Origin of the sequence: Streptomyces sp. NBC_00667 (assembly GCF_036226825.1) — a bacterium.
GTDB lineage: Bacteria > Actinomycetota > Actinomycetes > Streptomycetales > Streptomycetaceae > Streptomyces.
The window spans coordinates 6,814,195-6,834,664 of the sequence record NZ_CP109022.1 but is presented as its reverse complement, the minus strand read 5'-3'; the positions used below and the strand labels follow the sequence as shown (position 1 = coordinate 6,834,664).

General features: G+C 69.7%; 16 protein-coding genes and 1 pseudogene. 8 read left to right on the top strand and 9 right to left on the bottom strand.

Annotated elements, in window-relative coordinates; genetic code table 11:
• Positions 1 to 210: 210 nt before the first annotated feature.
• Together OHA81_RS30930 and OHA81_RS30925 are read right to left on the bottom strand one after the other, a co-directional pair.
• Positions 211 to 873 carry a deoxynucleoside kinase gene (locus OHA81_RS30930; RefSeq protein ID WP_329201430.1) on the bottom strand — a complete coding sequence of 221 codons (663 nt, stop codon included), beginning with the start codon at positions 871 to 873 and terminating at the stop codon, positions 211 to 213.
• Between the two features lie 429 nt (positions 874 to 1,302).
• The gene (locus OHA81_RS30925) at positions 1,303 to 2,043 is read right to left on the bottom strand and encodes an alpha/beta hydrolase (RefSeq protein WP_329201429.1); all 741 of its coding nucleotides are present in this window, start codon (positions 2,041 to 2,043) and stop codon (positions 1,303 to 1,305) included.
• A 430-nt stretch (positions 2,044 to 2,473) separates the two neighbouring features.
• Between OHA81_RS30925 and OHA81_RS30920 the strand changes: the two genes are divergently transcribed.
• Positions 2,474 to 3,244 carry an ATP nucleotide 3'-pyrophosphokinase gene (locus OHA81_RS30920; RefSeq protein ID WP_329201428.1) on the top strand — a complete coding sequence of 257 codons (771 nt, stop codon included), beginning with the start codon at positions 2,474 to 2,476 and terminating at the stop codon, positions 3,242 to 3,244.
• Positions 3,245 to 3,483: 239 nt separating this feature from the next.
• Here OHA81_RS30920 and OHA81_RS30915 read toward each other — a convergent pair whose 3' ends face one another.
• Complete coding sequence (locus OHA81_RS30915; protein ID WP_329201427.1) at positions 3,484 to 4,140, bottom strand: DUF1326 domain-containing protein; 657 nt, start codon at positions 4,138 to 4,140, stop codon at positions 3,484 to 3,486.
• A gap of 204 nt (positions 4,141 to 4,344) precedes the next feature.
• Between OHA81_RS30915 and OHA81_RS30910 the strand changes: the two genes are divergently transcribed.
• The 3 genes from OHA81_RS30910 (at position 4,345) to OHA81_RS30900 (ending at position 9,341) form a co-directional block, all read left to right on the top strand.
• Positions 4,345 to 5,148, top strand: coding sequence for a DUF2182 domain-containing protein (locus OHA81_RS30910; protein WP_329201425.1), 804 nt, complete (start codon positions 4,345 to 4,347; stop codon positions 5,146 to 5,148).
• Positions 5,149 to 5,466: 318 nt separating this feature from the next.
• Complete coding sequence (locus tag OHA81_RS30905) at positions 5,467 to 6,723, top strand: tetratricopeptide repeat protein (protein ID WP_329201424.1); 1,257 nt, start codon at positions 5,467 to 5,469, stop codon at positions 6,721 to 6,723.
• A gap of 416 nt (positions 6,724 to 7,139) precedes the next feature.
• The gene (locus tag OHA81_RS30900) at positions 7,140 to 9,341 is read left to right on the top strand and encodes a SpoIIE family protein phosphatase (protein WP_329201423.1); all 2,202 of its coding nucleotides are present in this window, start codon (positions 7,140 to 7,142) and stop codon (positions 9,339 to 9,341) included.
• A gap of 311 nt (positions 9,342 to 9,652) precedes the next feature.
• Here OHA81_RS30900 and OHA81_RS30895 read toward each other — a convergent pair whose 3' ends face one another.
• Positions 9,653 to 10,654: an NAD-dependent epimerase/dehydratase family protein gene (locus OHA81_RS30895; protein WP_329201422.1), complete on the bottom strand. Its 1,002-nt coding sequence runs from the start codon at positions 10,652 to 10,654 to the stop codon at positions 9,653 to 9,655.
• Between the two features lie 115 nt (positions 10,655 to 10,769).
• A complete protein-coding gene (locus OHA81_RS30890; RefSeq protein ID WP_329201420.1) occupies positions 10,770 to 11,798 on the bottom strand; it encodes a hypothetical protein in 1,029 nt (342 codons plus the stop codon).
• 243 nt (positions 11,799 to 12,041) lie between these two features.
• On the opposite strand from OHA81_RS30890, the gene OHA81_RS30885 reads away from it, so the two are divergent.
• Together OHA81_RS30885 and OHA81_RS30880 are read left to right on the top strand one after the other, a co-directional pair.
• A complete protein-coding gene (locus OHA81_RS30885; protein ID WP_329201418.1) occupies positions 12,042 to 12,893 on the top strand; it encodes a uridine kinase family protein in 852 nt (283 codons plus the stop codon).
• A gap of 696 nt (positions 12,894 to 13,589) precedes the next feature.
• Positions 13,590 to 14,282, top strand: a complete 693-nt coding sequence (locus tag OHA81_RS30880) for a pentapeptide repeat-containing protein (protein WP_329201416.1) — start codon at positions 13,590 to 13,592, stop codon at positions 14,280 to 14,282.
• A 588-nt stretch (positions 14,283 to 14,870) separates the two neighbouring features.
• On the opposite strand, the gene OHA81_RS30875 is transcribed toward OHA81_RS30880, so the two are convergent.
• From OHA81_RS30875 to fabV, 3 genes are all read right to left on the bottom strand, one after another.
• A complete protein-coding gene (locus OHA81_RS30875; protein WP_329201414.1) occupies positions 14,871 to 15,533 on the bottom strand; it encodes a hypothetical protein in 663 nt (220 codons plus the stop codon).
• 295 nt (positions 15,534 to 15,828) lie between these two features.
• On the bottom strand, positions 15,829 to 16,377 hold the full coding sequence (locus OHA81_RS30870; RefSeq protein WP_329201412.1) for a hypothetical protein: 549 nt from the start codon (positions 16,375 to 16,377) through the stop codon (positions 15,829 to 15,831).
• A gap of 74 nt (positions 16,378 to 16,451) precedes the next feature.
• A complete protein-coding gene (gene fabV, locus OHA81_RS30865) occupies positions 16,452 to 17,666 on the bottom strand; it encodes an enoyl-[acyl-carrier-protein] reductase FabV (protein ID WP_329201410.1) in 1,215 nt (404 codons plus the stop codon).
• A 201-nt stretch (positions 17,667 to 17,867) separates the two neighbouring features.
• Between fabV and OHA81_RS30860 the strand changes: the two genes are divergently transcribed.
• Together OHA81_RS30860 and OHA81_RS30855 are read left to right on the top strand one after the other, a co-directional pair.
• Positions 17,868 to 18,110 (top strand): DUF6233 domain-containing protein, encoded by a 243-nt coding sequence (locus OHA81_RS30860; protein ID WP_329202629.1) that lies wholly within the window; start codon positions 17,868 to 17,870, stop codon positions 18,108 to 18,110.
• A 126-nt stretch (positions 18,111 to 18,236) separates the two neighbouring features.
• Positions 18,237 to 19,071 (top strand): annotated as a pseudogene (locus OHA81_RS30855) (NAD(P)H-binding protein).
• A 231-nt stretch (positions 19,072 to 19,302) separates the two neighbouring features.
• Here OHA81_RS30855 and OHA81_RS30850 read toward each other — a convergent pair.
• Positions 19,303 to 20,445 carry an acetate/propionate family kinase gene (locus OHA81_RS30850; protein WP_329201408.1) on the bottom strand — a complete coding sequence of 381 codons (1,143 nt, stop codon included), beginning with the start codon at positions 20,443 to 20,445 and terminating at the stop codon, positions 19,303 to 19,305.
• Between the last annotated feature and the right edge of the window lie 25 nt (positions 20,446 to 20,470).

Here is a 20,470-nt window from a genome sequence, read left to right as displayed (position 1 = left end):
GATGCGAGCGGATCGGTGACGAGTCGCAGCAAGCCGACCCGGTGGCGTGCGAAGCGGATGTGCGCCGCGAGTCCGGAGAGAGGGACGCCGGCATCCATCCGCGGTAGCGGTGGGCCAGTGAGAAAGCTGGGAGCGCTCGCGCCCGGAGGCCGCCGCCCGGGGGTCTGTGCCCGGACGGTGGGGCTCCCGCCGATACGGCCCGGTCCGAGCTCAGGCTCGGTGTGAGACTGCCGCCAGGGCCTCCTTGACCTCCCGCACCACGCGGGCCGCGTCCTCGGGGTTGTTCACCACGTCCGTGTGGTTCATGTCCACGACGAGGACGTCGCTGGCCGAGTAGTGCTTGTGCACCCAGTCGTCGTAGCCCGACCACAGCGTCCGGTAGTACTCGACGAGGCTCTCGTCCTGTTCGAAACCGCGGCCGCGCAGCCCGATGCGGTGCAGCACCGTCTCGAAATCCGCCTTGAGGTAGACCATGAGGTCGGGCGCCTTGCGGTACGGCAGACCGTCGATCTCGCGCATCATCTCGCCCAGCAGCCCCTCGTACACCTGCATCTCAAGGGAGCTGATCCGGCCCAGGTCGTGATTGACCTTGGCGAAGTACCAGTCCTCGTAGATGGACCGGTCCAGGACGTTGTCGCCCTGCTTGTACGCCTCCTTGATCGCGGCGAACCGCGTCTGCAGGAAGTAGAGCTGCAGCAGGAAGGGGTAGCGCTTGGCCTGGATCTCCTCCGGGCTCGCCGTGTAGAACAGCGGAAGGATCGGATTGTCGTCCACGCTCTCGTAGAAGACTTCGCTGCCCAGCTCCTTGGCGAGCAGCTCGGCCACACTCGTCTTGCCGATCCCGATCATGCCTCCGACGCAGATCACTGGCATACCTCACTTCTCCCTGGGGATCATCTGTTCCTGCATGGGTGGGCTGGGCACCCCACACCACTGAGTGGCCCGCCGGCGGTCACGCGATTCCCCGGGTTTCTTCATGATCAGCGTTATGTGGTCCTCACCCGGACCAAGGCCCCGACCCCGTCCGATCTCATCGATCGGCCGGCCTGAGCCGTGGCCCCGCGGCCGCCTTGAATCTTAAATGACCATTTGCGTCGTGCTGGCCAGAGCGCTGGTTGTCCCTCTCGCCTGCCCCCCGGCACCGTCATGGTGAGTCCTGTTCATCACATCCGGAGCGTGGGCCCCTGCCGGGAGTTCGGCAGGGGCCCACGGTTCAGACCGTTACGGAGGGCCGGGACCCTCCTCGGTGAGCGGCGAGCCGCCGAGATCAGTACCGCCTACTGCGGGCCTGACGGCCCGACCTCACCTCAGGTGCCGGGTGAAGAACCGGGCCGCGGCGTCCCCCGCGAACTGCGGGACGCCGGTGTGCCCGCCCATGTTGGCGTGCAGCGTCTTCTCCTTGGAACCGAAGGCGTCGAACAGGTCCAGGGCCGCCTGACGGTCGTTCCCTTCGTCGTCCCACTGCAGCAGGACGTGCAGCGGAATGGTGACCTGCCGGGCCTCCTCGAACATGACGCGCGGTACGAGACTCCCCGCGAACAGAACGGCGGCCTCGATGCGCGGCTCGACCACCGCGAGCCGGATGCCGATGGAGATCACGCCCCCCGAATACCCGACCGGACCGCCGATCTCCGGCAGCGAGAGGAAGGCGTCCAGCGCGTCCTGCCACTCCGGGACCGCCTTGTCGACCAGGGGCAGGACGAGGGCGTCGACCACCCCGTCGCTGACCGGCTCGCCGGCCCGCATCGCCCGGCGCAGATCGGCGCGGGCCTGATCGAGGGCGGGCCAAGCGGGCCGGTCGCCGCTTCCGGGGAGCTCGATGGTGGCCGCCGCGAAGCCATCCGCAGCTGCGTCTTGGGCCCGGGCGACCAGCCGGGGGTACATCTTGCGCAGCCCGAGCGGAGGGTGGCCGAGCAGGATCAGTGGCACTGGTGCGGAAGCGGATGCGGCTTCGGGCGTCCACAGGATGCCGGGGATCTCACCGAGGGTGAATTCGCGTTCGAGGACGCCGTCGTCGAGGCGTTGCTCGGAAGTGAAATGCATGGTCGTGCCTTTCGGGAGTGCACTGGAACGGCGCTCCCGGACGACCTGTCTATCGCCCGACCGTGACCCCGGAGGGGAGCACCCATGTCGATACTGCGTTCACGGGTACCACCTCCTCGTTCTCTCGCACGGCCTCCGGAAATGTAGCAGTGGCCGACCTTCGTCCGCCAAACGGTTTTTCCCTGACTCGGCCGGGCCGGCGACCGGGGTGTCCAGGCGAAGCCGCGTCTCCTGGAACCGCTGGTGGTAGCGGTGCGTCTCCGGCCGGTCTGCAACCAAGCAGTTCCCCGTGGGAGCCCGTCACCCCCTCCCGTACCGAGGGCAGGGCCGACCGCGGGGCTTCCGCCCCCACCGCCTCACCGTTACCTGGACGCCTTTCCTCCGGTTGTCGCTGCCGGCAGGCCATTCCATCCCCTACGAAGGCGACTGCATGACGACGAACAAGGTCACCGCACCCACGCTCACCCACGCACTGCTGACGGCAGCGCTGGCTGCGGTGTTCACCACCGGGGTCCAGCCGGCGATCGCGGCCGGGCCCGGTGACGGGGGCTGGAAGGGGGAGGGCGGGCTCACCCTGGACGCGGCCGACAACACCAAGGTCGACGCCTACCTCGACCGGGCGCGGGAAGCCGAGCGGACGATCAGTACGGATGTGCACACCGCCGCCCTGGCCACGGGAGCGGAACTCATCGGGTTCGACCACCGCCTGAAATCCCCCGACTCCCTCAAGCGCAAGGTCGCCACCTCCCTCAAGGAACAGCCCCAGCAAGACGTCGACGACGTCCTCGCCCGCTTGAGCGACGCCGTCCGCTACACCCTGCAATGGCCCGACGGCACCTACACCCAAGGGGTCACCACGGCCTCGACCCTCCTGTCCGCCTGGGGCAACAACTCCACCAAGTGGTCCAACACCTGGGGCCGCACCGCCGGCTACAAGGGCCTCAACACAGGTTGGCGCGCACCCGGCTCCGGCCAGCTCTTCGAGGTCCAGTTCCACACCCCCGCGAGCAAGCACGCCCAGGAAGTGACCCACCTGCTGTACGAGGAACAGCGCCTTCCCTCGACGAGCCCTGACCGCAAGAAGGAGCTCCAAGCGCAGCAGGACGCCGTCTTCGCCGCCGTCCCGGCCCCTTCCGGCGCGGACCGCCTGACCGCGCCCGTCAGCCCCGCCGCCCCGCTGCCCATCCCGGCAGTCCGCTGAGGTCCACGATGTCAGCCCTGCCGTCGGTCCGAGGCACGATCGTGTCGAGCGCGCGCCCCGGACCGACACTCGTGCGTGGCTGGGGACTTGGGCAGGTTTGCCGCACGACGGCTACGGCACGTTCTGCCGTAGCCACACGTACGGGTACCTGTGCGTGCAGACAGACCTTGACCCCCGATTCCCTCAAGGGCCCGTGCGGCCGGCGGGCGCACGATCTGGGCCCGGCGGTCACCGAGCCTTCACCTGTCGGGCCCGCTCCAGTCGAAGGTGATGTGCTTGCTGGACTGGCCTTCCCTGCTCCACTGGAATCCGTACGCGTCCGCGCGGTCCGCTGTCGAACGGCCCCAGGTCGCGACCTGGCCCGGTCCGGTCTCCGCGCCGGGCAGGTTGGTGGACTGGACGCGGGCGCCCTCCGGCGTGTTCGGTCCGGTGAGTGCTGCCGCGCTTGCCTCGACCCGGCCGGGGACGACGGCCCGCCAGCTCCCGAGGTCGTCGGCGACCTCGAACTCGATGGGGGCGAATTCCATGCCGCGCACTTCTGCGCCCATCATGTTCATCATCTCGGCGGGCCAACTGCCCGCCTGGCCACCGAAAATCATCTGGAGTGCTTCGCGCTGCGCGTCGTCGGCGCGCTCGTCCACGAAGACCGCCGCGAAGGCGTCGGAGTGCTCGGCCCAGAGGTTGCCGACGAACGAGCCCAGCATCAGCACATTGAGGCCGTCCAGCCGTGTGTCCCCGTATTGACCCTCGCGGATGTGCCACGCCAGGATGCCTTCGCAATCGCCGTCGGTGGGCAGCTGCGCGAAGGAGCAGGGGCAGGGCACGTTGCACTTGCAGGTGTCGAACCAGTCGCCTGCCGCGTGCCACTTCGGAACGGTCGCCGTGGTCTCGGACATCTCCCTGCCTCCTCGTGACCGCGTACCGGACGTCGGTCTCGGGCGGATGGCAGAACCCCCGGGATCCGTCGCCGGCCCACGCCCGGGTCGTACAGGGTCTCCCTCCAGAGTATCCTCCTCTGGCCGCCGAGAGGCCCCGGATCCGCACGGGCACGTACAGGTCCACTGTGATGTGCTGGAAGTGTGCGCTTCGACCGGAAGGCCATGGCACCACCCCTGCGTCCGGCAAACCTGCTGTCTGCCCGGCAGCTGGCACTCGCCTGGTCCCTGATGACCCTGATCGCCCTGCTCGCCTGGGTGCTGGTCGTCAGCCAGGCCCGTGACATGGGGGTCGAACCGGGGACCATGGGCATGGGCATCCCGCTGTTCCTGCTGTTCTGGCTGACGATGATGATCGCCATGATGTTCCCGTCCGTGGCCCCCGTCGCCATCACCTGGACCAGGGCCATCGGCCGGCAGTCCGCCGGAGCCGTCCGGGTGGCCCGTACCACCCAGTTCGTGGGCGGCTACCTCCTGGCCTGGACGGTCTTCGGCCTGATCGCATACGGGCTCCTCGCGGCGACCGGGGCCTTGGTGGACGAGCACCCCGCCGTGGGGCGCTGGATCGGCGCGGGCGCCTTCCTACTCGCCGGGCTGTACCAGTTCACCCCGCTCAAGAGCCTTTGCCTGCGCCACTGCCGCAGTCCCATGGGACAGCTCGTGCGCTACGCCGGCTTCCGGCCCGGGGCCCGCGACCTTCGGGTCGGGGCCCACCACGGGACGTACTGCGTCGGCTGCTGCTGGGGACTGATGATCGTTCTCGTCCCGCTGGGCGTGATGAACGTCCTGGCGATGGCGGCGGTGGCCGTGGTGATCTTCATCGAGAAGCTGTGGCGCCTGGGCCCGGCCTTCTCCGCCGCTGTCGGGTTGGCTTTCGTCGTCCTTGCCGTCGTGGCCCCCTTCCAGCCCTGGCTACTGCCGGGTCTGACGCCGCCGCAGTCACCGATGACGACGATGCTCCCGTCCTGAAAGGTGCGGCAGAAGGGTGGGTGCGGGCAGCGTCGCATGCTGGCTGACCTGCGGTTTCACCCGTCCGTGGCGAGGTCGTGCAGGGTGGCGACTGCGCGGACGGCGCGGTGGGCTGCCCACCCGGCGCGCCGTGATCGCCCTCGTCCGGGACGCGGCGCCGGCAAGGAGCCGACCGGGCAGTGGTGGCAGGCCGCCTCCGCCAGACAGGCGAAAGCGCCATTCGGTTGGGTGCCACCGGCCCCGAACCGGTTGCGGCCGTCCGCGTTTGGCTGGTTGCTGAGAGTGTCGTCAAGAACGGCGCGACTCCTGGGAGGCACCATGAGCTACCAGCAGGATCTGATAATTTGCCGCGAATTGGGCGAACGCCATGGCGAGAGCCGGGCGCTGAACAGCCTCGGCGTCGCCCTGCAGCAGGTGCAGCGGTTCGACGAGGCCATCGAGGCCCATCAGCAGGACCTCGTCACATGCCGCGAGCTGGGCGAACGCCATGCCGAAGGGCAGGCCCTGAACAATCTCGGCACGGCTCTGCAGCAGGTGCAGCGGTTCGACGAGGCCATCGACGCACACCAGCAGGCCGCCGCCCGGTTCACCGAGCTGGGCGACCACCACCGTGAGGGACAGGCCCTGAACAACCTGGGTACGGCTTCGCAGCAGGTACGGCGGTTCGAGGAAGCCATCGAGGCACACCAGCAGGCCGCCGCCCGGTTCACCGCACTCGGCGACCACCACCGCGAGGGGCAGGCCCTGAACAACCTGGGTACGGCCTCGCAGCAGGTACGGCGGTTCGACGAGGCCATCGACGCACACCAGCAGGCCGCCGCCCGGTTCGCCGAGCTGGGCGACCACGACGGTGAGGGCCGGGCCCTGAACAACCTGGGTACGGCTCTGCAGCAGGTGCGCCGGTTCGAGGAAGCCATCGACGCACACCAGCAGGCCGCCGCCCGGTTCGCCGAGCTGGGCGACCACGACGGTGAGGGCCGGGCCCTGAACAACCTGGGTACGGCTCTGCAGCAGGTGCGCCGGTTCGAGGAAGCCATCGACGCACACCAACAGGCCGCCGCCCGGTTCATGGAACTCGGCGACCACGAGGGCGAGGGCCGGGCCCTGAACAACCTGGGCATGGCTCTGCAGCAGGTGCGCCGGTTCGACGAGGCCATCGACGCACACCAGCAGGCCGCCGCCCGGTTCGCCGAGATGAGCGACGACGAGGGCAGGGTCCTGAACAACCTCGGCACCGCCCTCCAGTCCCGCGGGCTGTGGCGGGTACGCAAGGGCAAGAGCCAGAGCGAGGCCAAGGGCCAGAGCGACGGCAAGGGCGATGCCAGTAGCGACGTCAAGATTCGCGGCGAACGTCTGGTACCGCTCATCGTGGACATCCCCTCGGGATCCTCGGCCGTATCGGCGTCAACGACCACCGCTGCCTCCTCTTCCCCGGAGCCGGCCGCGAAGATGGAGGTCATCCCGCTCACTCCCTTGGACGAGTCGTCATCGGCGCAGGCCGACCTCCAGATGGGCAACAAGCGCTGGGGACGCCGCCGCAAGGCGCAAGACCCGGTGCTCTCCGACGACCGGTAGTAAGACGGGGGCGTGCGCGGTCAGCAGCCGCGGACGCCGAATCCACACACCGTCTCCGAGCGGTACACCGTGCCCGGCCGCAGTTCCTTACGGGGAACCGCGGCCGGTTGGGGTTCCGGCAAGTGCTCCTCGAAGAACGCCAGCGGGTACGCCTGCCCCGATGACGGCCGTGGCGGGATCTTCGAGAGGTGTCAGGTCGAACCACTCCCCCGCGCACCCGGTGCGTCAGCCGCCGCCCGACGATTCGGCCGCAGCTCCGGCGGGAGCTGAGGGAGCCGGACGACGCCGTTGCAGACGTCTCGCGCCTGCGTTCGACCGCCGCACTGGCGTCCCGGTCCCGCGCTCGGCCGACGCGTGGGCTCGCCGGAGCGGGCCGGTGACGGAGCGCGGGCGGTGTGTGGGGCGACCATGGACAGGTGCGAAACGTTCCAGGGCGTGACCAGGGGGCCGAGCAGCCCGAGCCCGCCGACCCCGCCGAGGGCGTCGAGGGGGCCGATCAGCGGGCGCTCGGCGCGGCCCTGCTCGAAGTCTGCGCGGCCACAGGGGCGTCCATCGGCATGCTCTACTTGCCCGATCCCACCCGGCGCGTCCTGCATCTGGCGATGACCCTCGGCCTGGCCCGAGAACTCGCGCTGCCCTGGTCCCGGGTCCCCATCGACGATGCCATCCCGGTGGCCGACGCAGTTCGCGACGGGCGGTTCGTCTGGCTGGGCGGCCGGGAGGAGACGGCCCGGCGCTACCCGCGCCTCGGCCTCGTCCTGCCGTACGACTTCGCCCTCGCCGCCGCCCCGCTCGTCCCCGACCCGGTGTCCGGGGCGGAGCCCACCGGGGCCGGTCTCGTACTCCTGTGGCCCGGCTCCCACGCGCCCTACCTGACCGACAAGGAACGCGTCGCCGTGGACTCGGCCTGCGGCCGTCTCGCGAACCACCTGCGCCGGGCCGCCGAAGCCGGACACCCCGTCCGTCCCCCGGCGCAGCCGGTCATGCTGCGACCGCCTCCCCCTCCCACGCCCGGACCGGCCGAGGCGGCCGCCGCCATGGCCTTCATCCGCCGGCTGCCCGGAGGCAACTGCGCACTCGATCTGAACGGCACGATCACCTTCATCACCGCCGAGGCGGCCGAGCTGCTGGGCGCACCCGTCTCCCGGCTCCGCGGAGCCCTACCGTGGGAAGCCTTGCCCTGGATGGACACCCCCGTCATCGAGGACCACTACCGGGCCGCAGTGATCAGCCGAGTGCCGCGCAGCTTCACCGCCGCTCCCCCGATCGGCCGCTATCTGCGCTTCGACCTCTACCCGGACAACACCGGGATCAGCGTCCGCATCACCCCGGTCACCGCCGACGAGCCCGTCCCGCCGCCCGCCGCGCCGACGGCCACTCCCGCGGAGCCCTCGCCCAGCCGGGCCACCGCCCTCTACCAGCTCATGCACCTGGCGGCCGCCCTCACGGAGGCCGTCCACGCCCGCGACGTCGTCGACCAGGCCGCCGACCTGCTCGTCCCCGCCCTCGGCGCCCAGGCCCTGGCCCTCTTGGTGGCCGAGGAGCAGCGTCTGCGCATCGTCGGCTTCCGTGGTTACACAGCCGAGCTCATGGCTCGCTACGACGGCATCCCTCTCGGCATCCATACAGCCAGCACCCATGGCCTGCGTACGGGCAAACCGCTGTTCTTCGCGAGCGCCGACGAGCTCGCGGCCGCCTTCCCGGCCGTCGTGATCGGAGACGGCATGGCGGCGTGGACCTTCCTGCCCCTGATCGCGTCCGGCCGGCCCATCGGCACCCTCATCCTGGCCTACGCGCGTCCCCATACGTTCGCGCCCGGTGAACGGGCGGTCCTGACCTCCCTCGCCGGACTCATCGCGCAGGCCCTCGACCGCGCCCGCCTCTATGACGCCACCCACCAGCTGGCCCACAGTCTGCAGACCGGCCTGCTGCCGCGCGCCCTGCCCCACGTCCCGCACCTCGAAGTGGCCGCCAGCTACCTGCCGGCGGCGCACGGGCTCGACATCGGTGGCGACTTCTACGACCTCATCCGGATCGACGACACCACCGCCGCGGCCGCCATCGGCGACGTCCAGGGCCACAACGTGAACGCCGCCGCCCTCATGGGCCAGGTCCGCACAGCCGTCCACGCGGGCGCCGGCGCACCCCCCGAAGAGGTCCTCGCCCGCACCAACCGGCTCCTGACCGACCTCGAACCCGGGCTGTTCACCAGCTGCGTGTACGCCCATATCGACCTCGCCGGCCACACCGTCCGCCTGGCCTCCGCCGGCCATCCGCCCCCGCTGCTGCGCCATGCCGGCGGCCCGGCGAAGATGCTGAACCTGCCGCCCGGGCTGCTCCTCGGCATCGACCCGGACGCCTCGTACACCGCCGTCGAGATCCCGTTCGAGCCGGGCACTCTGCTCACCCTGTACACCGACGGGCTGGTCGAGGTTCCCGGCGAGGACCTGGAGGACGGCATCGCGGCCGTCGCCGCCCGCATCACCGCGACCCACGAAGGCCACCCGGTGCGCACGCTGGCGGACGACCTCATCGGCCAAGCCCGCGGCGGCACTGCCCGTACCGACGACATCGCCCTGCTCCTGCTGCGCTTCGCCAGGGAGGGGCGGCACACCTGACGGGCCCGGAAGTCGTTGCCGTCGGCGTCGCGCACCACCACCGCGCACCCCTTCACTCTCGCCTCCAGGCTCAATTGCGCCTGTCCGGTCCACGCGGTCCCTGCTCCGCCTTCGGACCGCTTCAGGAGGAGGACCCGCTTCGCGGGCGGGGGCCTCGCGCGCCTGGTCGCCGCCGACGCTCCGCTCGGGCCCGAGCAGGCCGCCGCCCCGCTCCGGGTGCCCCGGGCCGACTCCGGTAGCACGCGCCTTGGTGGCCGCAGATACAGCCGGCACTCCGCCTCGGCAGCAGCCACCTCGTGGTCGGCGCGCGCCTACTCCCGCACCGTCCTGCTCCATGCCTCCAGCAGTTCCCGCTCGCGCTCGCCACTGAGACCGGCCCGGCGGGGCCGGTCCAGACCTTGCTCCCGCTCCCAGCGCAAGGTGTCCGCCAGCAGCTCCGCTCGGGGCCGGTGCCGAAGGCCCGCCGCGCCGGCCGCGGAACCGTTGCGGGCGCTGAAGCCGACCCAGTCCGGGTCGGCCATCCACATCGCGAGCGATTCCGGGCCCATGAACTGCCCCACCTCCTGCTCGAGCAGCCAGTCGGCACCGGCCTTCACCACCGGCCCGGTGTGCCCGCCGACCTCCCGGGACAGTGCGACCCACTCGCTGAACGGCACGATCGGCCCGACCGCGTCGTACGTTCCGGTCGTCCCCTTCTCCGCACAGTCGAGCAACCACGCCGCGAGGTCTCGCGCGTCCACCGCCTGCGTCGCGACGTCGGGCGATGCGGGTACCAGCAGTGGTGCCAGCGGCTCGCGCGCCGCGCGGCCCACCCAGTACCCGGTGCGGCCGCTGTGGTCACCGGGGCCGCCGATCAGTCCGGCCCGCGCGATGAGGAGCCGATCGCCCACCGCAGCCGTCGAAGCCTCCTCACACGCCGCCTTGGCCTCCCCGTACTCCTCACGGTCGGCCTCATCCCCCTTGGCCGCCGGGAGCAGGAACGCCGACTCGTCCGCGTCCACCTGCGCGTGCGAGGCGTACGCGCTGACCGACGACACGTACGCCCAGTGGGCCGCCCTCGCCCCGAGCGCCGCCAGCGCTCCGCGGACGAAACCCGGCTGCCAGGAGACCTCGACCACGGCGTCCCAGTCCCGGTCCGCCAGGCCTTCGTACGCCGACGGGTCACGCCTGTCCGCGGCGACCAGCACCGCACCCTCGGCCACGGCGCCACTCTCCCCGCGGGCCAGGCAAGTCACCTGATGCCCACGGTCCAGTGCCTGCCGCGAGACCTCGCGGCCAACCCATGCCGTTCCACCCAACACCAAGATGTTCATCGGCCCACTCAAACACGGCCCGTGAGCCTGCGCCCCCTGCTTCGCCCAGGGCATAGTGATCCGCCGGAGACACCGGACCGGCCCTGCCCGGCCGGCGGCTCCCGCGACGCTCAGGTCAGGCGGAGCGCCGCGGCGGCCAGGCGCGCCGGCCGTTGCAGAACCAGCCTGGCCGGATCCGGCCGAGGGAGAGGCCGGATCCCTCCGTCATCCCGTACGGACGCCGTTGTTGCGGAGCAGGGACTCCCGTTACCCGGTTTCGGGCCCTCCGCAGCCCCTCACTGGACCAGGTCGGTGTGCGGGTGGCCTCCGCTCGCCGGGCAGGCGTACAGCTGGAGGTGATTGGCGTCCAGCACCGTGATCCCGGGCGGATTGGACCAACTGTCGTGGGATGCGCCGGGGACCCGGTCCTCGTGAGGGATCCAACTCGTGCTGTTGGGTGCCATTCGGATGAGGCGATGGTCAGCAGCGGCGTCATCGCGGTACCGCAGGCCACACAGAACCGCGGCACGGGGTCGGTGAGTCCCCAGGAGGCCCAGCCGCCGATCTTCCAGCCGGGGGCGTGGGACAGCGCGTTGTCATAGAGCTCCCGCGAGTCGGCATCGTCGACCACGATGCCCGCCGCCCGCCAGGCCGCGGGGTCCGTGATCTGCTGCTTCAACTCCTCGGGGAGTTCCAGGGAATCGGGGTACTCGGTGACCTGCTCCGGCGCGAGCACGCACGGCTCGGGCACGTAGAGGTACTCGTCCGCGTCGAACGGTTCGGGCGGCGCGGCCAACACGTCGGTGACATCCGCGGCGGTCCGCCAGGACAACGCGATCGGAATGCTCGAGTCCGGTGCGTGCTCCGAAGGACACCACAGGACCTGCAGCAGGTCGCTCCGCCCGGGCGGCCGCAGCAGGGGTATGTCCCGCGCGTACAACTGGGCCACGGGCACCAGGGGATGGAGGCCTTCATGCTCGATGCGGCAGTACAGCCAGGGTTCCTGTGCGGGCCACAGCAGGGGCCCCCCGATCGAGCTGTCGTGCACCGTGGGAGAGCCGGGACGCGGGTGCAACCGGACTGCTTGGCGCGCCAGCGGAGCCAGCGCGGGGAAGACCGCGGCGACGTCGACCGGCCGCGGCGGGGTGGTACGTGTGCCATTCATGGCGACGATCTTGCCAACCCGCTCTGACAGCGGGCCGACCAACAGGACGAGCCGCTTCCTTCCTGCGTGCGACCCACACCCTGCCGGCTCCGATCGAAGTGCTGCGGGCGGTCGGAAGGATCGTGCAGCTGACTCGCGGTCCGAAAACCGGCCTACCTCACGGGGGCCTCGAAAGAAGTGGCCTCGGGGAGCAGCCAGAAAGTAGCTTGTCCCGGCCCTGCACATCGCCCACAAGGAGCTCTCATGTCCGCAAACGTCCAGGGCCTCGCACCGGAACGTTCTGCCCGGCTCGCCTCCCTGGTCGAGCAGTGCAAGCCGTTGCTGGAGCAGAACCAGGACATGGAACAAGTCCAGCGGCTGCTTCGAGACCTCGGAACCGGAGCCATGGACTCGATCCTTGTCACGCGGGAACTGCTCGGAGCCGGACCCGGGGCCTTCGGGGAAGCCAAGAGTGCCGTGCTGTCGAGCGCCGCGCGGATCACTGGGCTGCAGACACCTCAGCAACGCGTGGACATGATCGAAAGAGCGAAGGACGTAGCCGACGGCTTCCTTCGCTTGGCCCACGCCCCGGGGAGCACCAGGATCGTCGCCATCGACGGCCCCGGAGGGTCGGGCAAGACAACGTTGGCCGCCGCGGTGTCCGGACAACTCGACGATTCAGTCACCGTCCACGTCGACGACTTCTACCGCCCCCTACCCGACCAGGAGCGAGAGCGGCTCGACGCAGAACAGGGCTACCACCGCTACTTCGACTGGGAACGTCTCCGGGACCAGGTCCTGGTCCCGCTGCGGGCCAACCAGGCCGCCCGATACCAGATCTACGACTGGGCCACCGGACGACTCGGAGGCTGGCACGAGATCGCCCCCGGCACCGTGGTGATCGTCGAAGGGGTCTACTCCACCCGCCCGGAGCTTGCGCCCTATTACCACTTCACTGCCTACGTGGACGCTCCGCGAGACCTCTGCCTGCAACGAGTGCGAGCACGCGGCGAACATCCGGACGAATGGATCACGCGTTGGCGCGCCGCCGAGGACTACTACCTGCACACCACCTGGCCCCAGACCAGAGTCAAACTCCTCGTCCGCGGCTACTGAGGCAGGGAGAGCACCCGATCACCGAGGCAATCCGAACTGCATCGGCCTGACACCCCGTCACCCACGCGTATGGTCTCCGTCATTCCATATGGCTCAGCGATACAACACAGCCCCTCGTGATCGCGGCGAACGCCGGCAGGTAGACGTATCTCTGCGTGGGTGACCCAGCATCGAAGGACCCCAGTCGACGCTGGACTTCCGCGGCCACATTCCCATAAGCCCAGTGGCATGCAGTTCGGCTACCGGACTCGGGCACCGGCTGGAGAACCGGCACTCGGGAAAGGCGACGGACGACGACAACCTTTGCGCGACGCCAGCGACCTGACGGCCGAATCGGCGGCGGAGTGCACACCGGAGACGACGGTTTGCTCCCGCCTCGGCGCAAAGACCGGTAGCAGGGCCGACGGCCGGCACTGCCGACCGGAGTCGGTGAGCGGTGCGGGCCGCTGCGGCGCCCTCATCCAAGCGCGGACCGGCGCGTCAATCATGGCTATCGTGAAGCGTCCCGACGTTCTGCAGGTCGGACCCCGGTAAACGAAGCCCGGCTGCGGAGACTGGTACTTCGTGGAGGGCCAGGTAACCGTGCCGGGCCGCCTCGACTCCACTCGCCACGAGCACTTGCGATCACGTGGAGGCGGGCGTAGAGAGGAAATAGGGCACATTCCACTCGGTCCTTGAGTATTGGGGATGGTCCCCGTGCCTGACACAGGATGGGCTCTGCTGGGGTTGTTGATATTCCTCGGTGTGCTCGGCGCGGTGGGGGCGTGCTTCGCGTGGCGGATGGCTTCCAAAGAGACGGAGCGCGAACCGAAGATCGAAGTGCTCGTCGGCATCGGGGGCGCACTCATTACCGGCATTGCCGTGGGCGTGTCGGTCCTTTATCTGCAGCAGGCACTTGAGGAGAGCCAGAAGTACGCGGCGTGGCGCGCCAATGTCGAAATCGCCGCCTCCATCCCGGGGTTCAGTCCTGCAGGCCGCGACATCAAGGCGATCAATTTCAGCGGCAAGGCCCTGCACAATGCCGACCTCAAGGGAGCCGACCTGCGAAACGCCCAGCTCCGGGACACGGACCTGACAGGGGCCGACCTGACAGGAGCCAAGCTGCAAGGCGCGAACCTGATCGGGGCCAACCTCTACGAGACCAACCTGACGGGTGCTCACCTCGACGACGCCCTCCTCCAAAGCGCCAACCTGACCCACGCGGTGATCGACAGCGAGGGCACCACCTTCCACGGGGCGACCGTTGACGCGCGTACGTGCTGGCCGGAGAACGTGGTCCAGGAGAAGGTCGATTCGGTCAACGTCAACAACGAGGGCCACGACGGCTTCCGAGGCGGGGAGAAGGCTCCTGATTGCTCCCTGTGGAAGGCAGGGCACCGCGCCGGTTGAGCGCCGGGCCGGCCCGCTCCAGCCGTTGAAGGACGGCCATCTCTTCGCCCGCCGGACCCTGGACGAGGCCCCTACGAGACCCCGGTGGCCGAGCGCGGCCTTCCGGCTCTGTGCGCCGCGATCGCCGCGCACGCGCCGCAGCTGCTGGCCGACTTCGAGGCCAACTGGCGGGCGAGGATCGCCGACACCTGCGACATCGCTGGCCGCCGACTGCGCCCGATCAGACAAGGTCAAGGACCTCCTGGAAGAGGCCTCCCGGATCCACCAGCGAACGTCTTCGCTCGGACCTGGAGAGTGAGCGCAGAGTTCACCGGCCCCGCCCTGGGCCACGGACGGGACCAAGCTGGCCGCCGAATACCACGACGTTTTGACTACCCGCGTGCGAGAGCTGACCATCGGGCGCCGTCACGAACCCGAAGCCCGAACTCAACTATCCCGGCCACCCCTTGACCGTTGACGGGATCTTCGGCCCCGGGCTCGGGGCGTCTGAGGGCACGGACGGCATACCGCAGGGCACGTGAATGGCCTGGCCCTACCGAGGTTCGGGAGGGCCAGGCCCTGATTGCCCCTAGCGGAATGCCCCGCCTGTCACCAGGGGCTGCGGACCCTGATGCCCAGCGCCCGGACTCGGTCCTGGTCCTTCGGCGCAAGCCTCGCCAACTGGTTTTCGCCGACGACCCCAACGTGGCGCCAGATGGTGCAGAGGCTCTCCATTGCCGCTTCGGCGACCTCCGGCTCCTCGTCCGCCGCGGCGAGCACCAGGGCTTCCACGACCGGACTGGTCCGGAGTCCTGCGACCGCCCGTGCCGTCCGGGCCCGCAGCTCCGCAGGGACGGCCGGGTCGACGAGCGAGCCCAGGACGTTCGCCGTGTCACGTGCGTCCTCGCAGGGCAGTACCCAGACCACGTAGGCCAGCTGCGCGCCCAGCATGATCAGGTACTGGAGTGGGATGAGCATTCCCACCGGCAGCAACAGCAACAACGGCAGGATGACCATCCAACCGCCCCGGATCCGCTGGGCGCCACCGGTCGGCGGTTCGAACCGACGGCCGGCCAACAGGACGAGTACGAACATGGTCGCGACCGTCAGGAGGGGGACGCCCACGAGGCCGACCCGCACCTCGAGCGCGAACTCCTCGATGAAGGGCTCGTCACCGAGAGCGGGCAGCACCGAGGCCGCGGCCACCCAGGCAAGCACGATGGTCAGGACGTAGCGCCGCAGGGAGGTCCACAGCCACTTACCCGTACTCATGACAGCTTCCCCACTTGAGCAGCTCTTCGTGCAGCTTGGGCCATGGTGTCACGGGCGATCTACTGCGCTTCTGCCCCTTCTGGTACCGTTCCCGGCCGACGCCACGCTCGACCAGAGGTGAAGGGCCGGGCGAGCGCGGTCGGACGCAGCCGGCCAGGTGGTCCGGTTCGCGTCCGAACAGCGGGCCGCTCCGCTACTCGGACCTGCTGAGGCCACGCACCCTAGCGACCGATGCAATCCGCGCGGTCACCCCGCGTCCTCGGGTTCGGGTTCACGGACGAACCAGAGGTCGAGGTCATCCCGCGGGCATAGTGGTGGCAGGGCGGTGAACCTCCAGGATGACTGGGGTACCGGCCACGGATCGGTCCTCGTGCATGGTGATCAGCTGGCCGGGCTGGACGTGCTTCCACTGCGAGGGGGTGAAGGGCACCAGGCGAACCGTGGCTCGTCCGCCGGGCTCCAGAGAAGGCATGTCCTCTACCCAGAGCCGGGCAATGCTGACCGCTCGTTCACCGGCGGGTGAGAGATGTCCGATGTCCCACATGGGCCGCAGAACACCGTGAGCAGCGATTGGCATTGTGCGTCGCGCCTCGGCGGCAGGCCGGAGCGTCAGGTCAGCTCGGATCACGCCGTTGCGGATCTCGGAACACCGCCAATGGCACCAGGCCGAGCTCCGCTCAAGGCGGAGCTGTTCCGCCGCGTCGGCGAGCTCAACCCAGAATGCGAGAGGAGGGGGATGGCCGTTTCCCAGCTCCTCCAGCAGGCCCAGGGCGATCTCCCACTCGTCGTTGACGAGGTAGTCCCAGATGTCTCGCACCGTAATGTCGTTCTCGGTAGCGGCCACGCGCCTGTCGGGTGGTGGCGGGTGTGGGCGTGTACTGGAAACCTCGGCGGTTCCGAGGGCCTTCGAGTCGCCGTCTAGGGGGTGTGGTCGGGCCAGGGGACGTCAGTGGCGACTGGCACTGTGTAGTCGATGCCAGGCACGGAGAACCCGTAGAGGCGTCGGACCTCAGCGCGAAACCAGTCGAGATCGGCCAGGTCGGCGATGGTCGCCGTGGTGGCAGCCTCCCAGCGTTCCGCGACAGCCGCCTGGACAGCGTCGGTCAGTTCGAAGGTGTCCAGGCGGATACGCCCCTCGGCGTCCAGGGCGAGCGGGGCAGCGCCGGTGAGTTGGTCCCACAAGGCGGCGAGTTGGAGGATCGGTGGGACGAGGTCCTCGCCGAGGACGCCGCGCAACAGGCCGGTGTACAGGGCGATACCAGGAATCGCGGTGGAGGACTGGGTGACGGCGGCGCCGTTGACGGAGGTGACGGCCCGCCCGCCGACTGTCTTGTCGAGCCGCTCGTTCAGCGTGCGTGCCGTGGCCTCCAAATGGGCCTTGGCCGCGCCGATGGTGCCCTGCCGGTAGATCGCCGCCGTCAGCGGCGAGCCGATGTAGGACAACGCGGCGGTGGCGAACCTGTCGGCAAGCAGTCCGCGTGCGGCAAGGTGGTCGATCCAGCGTTCCCAGTCCGTTCCGCCCATCACGGCCACGGTGTGCTCCACGTCGTCGCCCTCGGCCGGTCCGGTCTCCACCTCGCGGACCTCCGGAACACCCTCGTCATCGAAAGCGAGGGTCTTGGTGCGGTTCGCCTGGCCGATCGGCTTGAGGACCGAGGCGTAGGCGGTACCGGTGTCGGGGTCGGTCCGCCGGGGCGCGGCCACCGAGTAGATCAGGTAGTCCAGCCGACCGCCGAAACGCTGCTCGACGAGGTCGGCGACCTGATTCTTCATCGAGTCGGAGAAGGCATCGCCGTTGAGGAAGACCACGTCCCGACCGGCGCTGCGGGCGATGTCGGCGGTGGCCGCGGTGCGATACCAGCCGGCCGTCGCCGTACGCCGCTCGGTGGGGGCTTTCTCGAAGGACACCGCGATGCCGCGGATACCAGCGCGCTTGAGTCCGGCAAGTGTGGCCGCGAGACCGTATCCGGCGGAGGAGCCGATGACCAGCGCGACCGGCCCGTTGCCTTCCGGCACGCCGACGGGGGCGGGGCACGCCTGCCACATGTCGGCCACCAGTTGCCGGCAGCCCGCCGGGTGGGAGTCGAGGAAGAGGAAGCCCCGGTTGCGGGGGGTGAGAACACGCTCGCTCACGATGACAGTCCTTGGGTCGGCCGGGACACGGACGCGGTGACCAGCCAGGCCGGCCACGCCCTGCAAGTCTGCGATAGCTTCCCCAGACGTGGTGGCCCCACCGGGAACAACGATCATGAGCCGGTCTTGGAGTGTTCCACCACTTCCAGCCGAGCAAGAGGCACCTACCTGCGCAGCTAGCTTGAGGGCGTAGAGGGGGCACTGTTCGCTGTCGAGGAAGCCGCCGCGCGCCGCCGTCCGCCGGCGGAGCCGTTCGCGTGGCCGGTCGAGGGTCAGATAGGCGCCGTCCGGCCTCCGGGCCGCGTCCACGTCGCGACGTGCCGCGACACCGGCAAACGCTGCGCCCCCGCCACCGCCGACCAGATCCGCAAACTGCTCGCCCAGGCGTGGCCGCCTGCGCTCCAGTGCCGCCCCGACACCGCACTCGTGTCGGCGTACGCATGAACGTGGTCGGACGCGTACCGATGTGCCGCCCCGTCGCGCTGGTGGCCAGGCACTCCTTGACCTGAAGCGAGATTGAGGTTTTAGCGTGTCGCCTACTTGATCATCTGATGACGGGAAGACACACCCATGATCCTCGTGACCGGAGCCACCGGAAACTCAGGCAGTGCCCTGCTGAAGGAGCTGCACGCGCGTGGTGTCGGCCCGCTGAGGGGGCTGACCCGTGATGCCTCACGGGCAGTCTTCCCCGATGGAGTCGGGGCCGTGGAGGGCGACTTCGTAGAGCCTGCGTCGTTGAAGCCCGCGCTTCGTGGGGTGCGTTCACTGTTTCTCGTATCGCGCCTGGGACCGGACGCCGACATAATCGAAGCCGCCCGGCACGCGGGCGTGGAGCATGTCGTGCTGGTGTCGTCCATCACCGTCCAGACCCACCCGCACCTCGGCCCCGCCGACGAGAACCTGGCGGTGGAGCGTCTACTCAAGGCAAGCGGCATGGCCTGGACGATCTTGCGGCCGACGCAGTTCGCCTCGAACGCCTTGATGTGGGCGGCTTCCATCCGTGGCCACGAGACCGTCCGCGCGCCGTACGTCGACACCGCGCTGCCGACCATCCATCCCGCGGACGTCGCGGCGGTGGCACGGGTGGCACTGACCGAGCCCGGCCACCACGGGCACACGTACGCCTTGACCGGTCCAGCGCCGGTGACCGCCCGACAACAGGTCGAAGCCCTTCGCGGCAGCACTGGGGCGGGAGGTTCCCTTCGCGGAGATCAGCCGCCGGCAGGCCCACGCACAGATGGCTGCGGTCTTCGGGGCGGAGGCCGCGGACGCGGTGCTCGACGTCACGGGCGGCGACGTGAACGATGAACTGCTGATGGTGCGCGACACGGTTGCAAGGATCACTGGAAGGCCCGCCCGCCCGTTCCAGCAGTGGGCTTCGGAGAACGTCAACGCCTTCCGTTGAACCGCGAGCACACATCCCGCCGCCGGGGTGTCGCGGTCACGGCCGTGGCCGTGGTGAGTCGAAGGGCGGTACGGAGCTCTGGTGCGGGCCACTGGCCCTCGAGCCCCGTGACCAGACGGGGGCGGCGTACAGGACCGGACGTCGCCACTCCCCCGTCCTGTCCTGGTACAGGAGGCCGGTTCTTTGCGCAGGCCAGGCACGTGTGGATGTGCCGGCAGTTGCCTTGGCCTGTCACATGCCGAGCACCCGTCTGGTCTCGACGGCGATCTGCTGCGTCTCGCCGGTTGCGACCACGAGGACCGGGACACCTCTCCCCGCCCGATCGATGCGCCGGAGGCCCTCCCGCATCAAGTCCCCCAGTTCGGGGACGAGCAGCCCGCCTCGTACACCGAGAACGGTCAGGGCCGAGCAGATCTCCTCGCGTACCTCCGGTTGGTCTTCGCCGATCTCCCCGGTGAAGACCAGCGCGTCCAGCCGGTCCAGCGAGGCGGCCATCGAGGCGATGCCCCTGCGGCAGCTGAGCGTGAACGTCGCCAGAGCCAGCGCGGCCGCGGCATCTCCCTCCGCGCGGGCGCGCACCAGGTCCCGGGTGTCTCCCGAAGTACCGGAGAGGCCGAGCAGACCGGAATGCCGGTGGAGCGTGTCATCCAATTCGTCCGTGCTCCGACCGTGCCGCCGCTGCAGCCACAGCAGCGCGCCGGGGTCGAGGCTGCCGCTGCGCCGGCTCATCACCAGGCCTTCCAGCGGAGTGAGGCCCATGGTGGTGTCCACGCTGCGTCCGTTGCGGACGGCGCAGGCCGAGCAGCCGCCGCCCAGGTGCACGAGCACGACCTGGAGGTCGTCGACGGGTCGGCCCAGGGCCTGCGCCGTCCTCTGCAGTGCCCACGAGTAGGAGAGCCCGTGGAAGCCGTACCGGCGCAGCCCGTAGTCGGCGCGCCATCGCTCCGGCACTGCGTACGTGCGCGCCTGTGCCGGCAGGTCCTTGTGAAAGACAGTGTCGAAGCAGGCGACGTGGGGAACGTCGGGCAGGAGTTCTCGTGCCGCATCGACCACAGGCAGGGCAGGGGTCACGTGCATCGGCGCGAGATCGGCGACGTCCGCCAGCAGAGCCCGTACGCGTGCGTCGATCAGCGTATGACCAGTCAGGTGCGGACCGCTGTGGACGATGCGGTGACCGACCGCCGCGGGAGCGGGTACCTCGCTGAGGAAGTTCCGCAGTTCCGCCGCCGCAGCGGGTCCCGGGGGCTCCGAGGCGTTCCGCTCTGCCACGCGTTCACCGTCCGCCGCGAACAGAGCGATGTGAAGGCTCGATGAGCCGGCATCGAGGACCAGTACGTGACCACCAAGGCTCTCGTCGGAGCGGTCGGCACTCATCACACACCTCCAGTGCTCTTGCGTC